The sequence below is a fragment of the Phenylobacterium sp. genome, assembly GCF_031412415.1.
In the GTDB taxonomy this organism is placed as follows: Bacteria; Pseudomonadota; Alphaproteobacteria; order Caulobacterales; family Caulobacteraceae; genus Phenylobacterium.
In genome coordinates, this window is record NZ_JANOCX010000343.1 from 1 (window position 1) to 2106 (window position 2106).

The 2106-nt window shown below is 65.5% G+C and carries 3 protein-coding genes; 2 read left to right on the forward strand and 1 reads right to left on the reverse strand.

Annotated elements, in window-relative coordinates:
- Window positions 1-49: 49 nt before the first annotated feature.
- Entirely contained in the window at window positions 50-421 is a 372-nt protein-coding gene (locus RMO04_RS16515) for a hypothetical protein (protein ID WP_309645864.1), read from the forward strand.
- 54 nt (window positions 422-475) lie between these two features.
- A complete protein-coding gene (locus RMO04_RS16520; RefSeq protein ID WP_309645865.1) occupies window positions 476-1834 on the forward strand; it encodes a hypothetical protein in 1359 nt (452 codons plus the stop codon).
- A gap of 39 nt (window positions 1835-1873) precedes the next feature.
- Here the strand turns inward: RMO04_RS16520 and RMO04_RS16525 are convergent.
- Window positions 1874-2106, reverse strand: a 233-nt coding sequence (locus RMO04_RS16525) for a WecB/TagA/CpsF family glycosyltransferase (RefSeq protein ID WP_309645866.1), incomplete at its 5' end; no start/stop codon positions are given.

The window sequence follows — 2106 nt, forward strand, 5'->3', positions numbered from 1 at the left end:
CGTGGCCGCGAAGTTGCTGCCCCCCGGCGCGATCATGGCTCAGGGCTGAATGATGTCGATAGGTCTTGGAGTATGGGGTGCGCTGCTGGCCAGCGTCCTGCTGTCGGCCACGGCTCAGGTGTTCCTGAAGATTGGCTCGAAGCAGATCGAGTTTCAGTCCGGCGTCGTCGGCCTGGCGACCTCGGCATTGCTGGCGCCGCCGATCTGGGCGGGCCTGCTCCTCTATGTCGCGAGCGTCGGAGCCTGGGTCTTCGTGCTCTCGAAAATGGACCTTTCGGCCGCGTACCCGTTTGTCGGACTGGGCTTCATCCTGACGACGGCTCTCGGGGTCATCCTGCTCGGCGAGGCCGTCAGCGTCGGGCGGATTGTCGGCACCCTCCTGGTTGTGATCGGGTGCTTTCTCGTCGCGCGCACCGTCTAACTGCAAACAACTGAAGCGTTTCGTGGGGGCGGTCGGCGACGTCCGCGGTCGAGCATGGGATACAAGGACATCGCGGCGCTTGTCGCCGACAGGTCGACGGAGGCGCTCCGCTTCGCCGGCGAGGTCATCGCGTTCGTCGCGAGCCAGATCGGCTTCGCGATCGGCGTGCTCCCGCGCCTTCGTCTGGATCTGCTGATAGGGATCGGCGTCGGGGTCGCTGGCGGCGCCTACGCGCTTATCCATTGGGACACGGTCGACGCCCGGCGAATGATGACCGTTTTCGACGTGTGGTTCGAGGCCGACATGCCGCGGATCGCCGGCACGCTCACGGATTTCAGCAGCCCGGACCACAACAGAACTTCAGTTCACCCGCTCACATCCCTGCTGCTTGGAACACCGTTTATCGTACTGCACGCCTTGGGCGTGGATGTTGAAACCATATGCACGGCCTTCGTCGCCTGTGGTGCGTTCGCGTTCTGCGTGGTGATGTTCGCGACACTGCGCGTGGTCGGTTTGCGACGCGTCGATTCCGCCATGGTGGTCGCGCTGGCCTGCACGAGCGCCGGCGGCCTGCATTGGCTTTCCGTCCCGGAGAACTACGCCCTGGGAGCGGCCTCTCTGCTGGTCCCGATCCTGTGGCTCGCTGCGCCGCGCGGCGAATTTGACCGATCCTTCGGCCCGCTGCAGTCGGCGCTTTCAATGTCGATCACAGTGACGAACTGGATGGCCGGGCTCGCGGCGGCGCTGGTCGCCTTGGGCGTCCGAAAGGGCGTGAAGGTCTCAGTTCTAGGCTTCCTGATCGTCGCGCTTCTGACTCCGCTCCAGTCCGCGATCTATCCGACCGCTGGGCGGTTCCTCGGGTTCCGGGGCGAGATGCAGTATTCGGTGGTGGGTTCCGAACGGCCACCGCCCGCGATGCTCGGCCGGATCGTGGGGATCACGGACCACGCCCTGATCGCGCCGGATCACACCATCGTCGCGCAGGATCGCGCCGTGGCTCCCCTGACGATCTCGTACCAGACAACGCAGATCGCCCTGCATCCAGCGGCGATTGTCGCGCGGCTAGGGTGGGTCGCGCTCCTGGCCATGGGAATCTACGCCGCGTTCCGCGGGCGGGTCTCCGCCCAAGTCGCGACTGTGACGGCGCTCGTCCTGGCTGGGAACATCCTCCTCCACCTTGTCTATGGAGAGGAGGTCTTCCTCTACGCTCTGCACTTCGTCAGCCTTTACAGCCTGATCGCGGGGTGGGCTTGCCTCGCAAGCCGCAGGGCCGCGATCCCATTGCTGTTGATCACGATCGTCGCCGCGCACCTGCACAACAGCCAGCAGTTTTCCGAGGTCGTTAAGATCGTCAACAGCGGTGAGCTGGTTCCCGCAGTTGCTTCATCGACCCTTCCAGCGGCGCCGAAGTAAGCGCCGTCTCTGTTTCGCCGACGATGCCGTGGGCGGCCGTCAGACCGCCGCGCCGCGGCTCGATTCGGCTGGGGAGGGTGCGGCGCGCTTGAACAGCCGGTTGGCCCTCCTGGCGGCCATGATATCCTGCGCGGCCAGCCTCACCAGCGACCAAGGCTCGACACAGTAGCGACGGAACAGGCGGCGTGGATCGACGGCTAGGCGGAACAGCCACTCGAAGCCTATGCGTCCGATCCAGCGCGGCGCGGCGACCTGGACTCCGGCCTCATAGT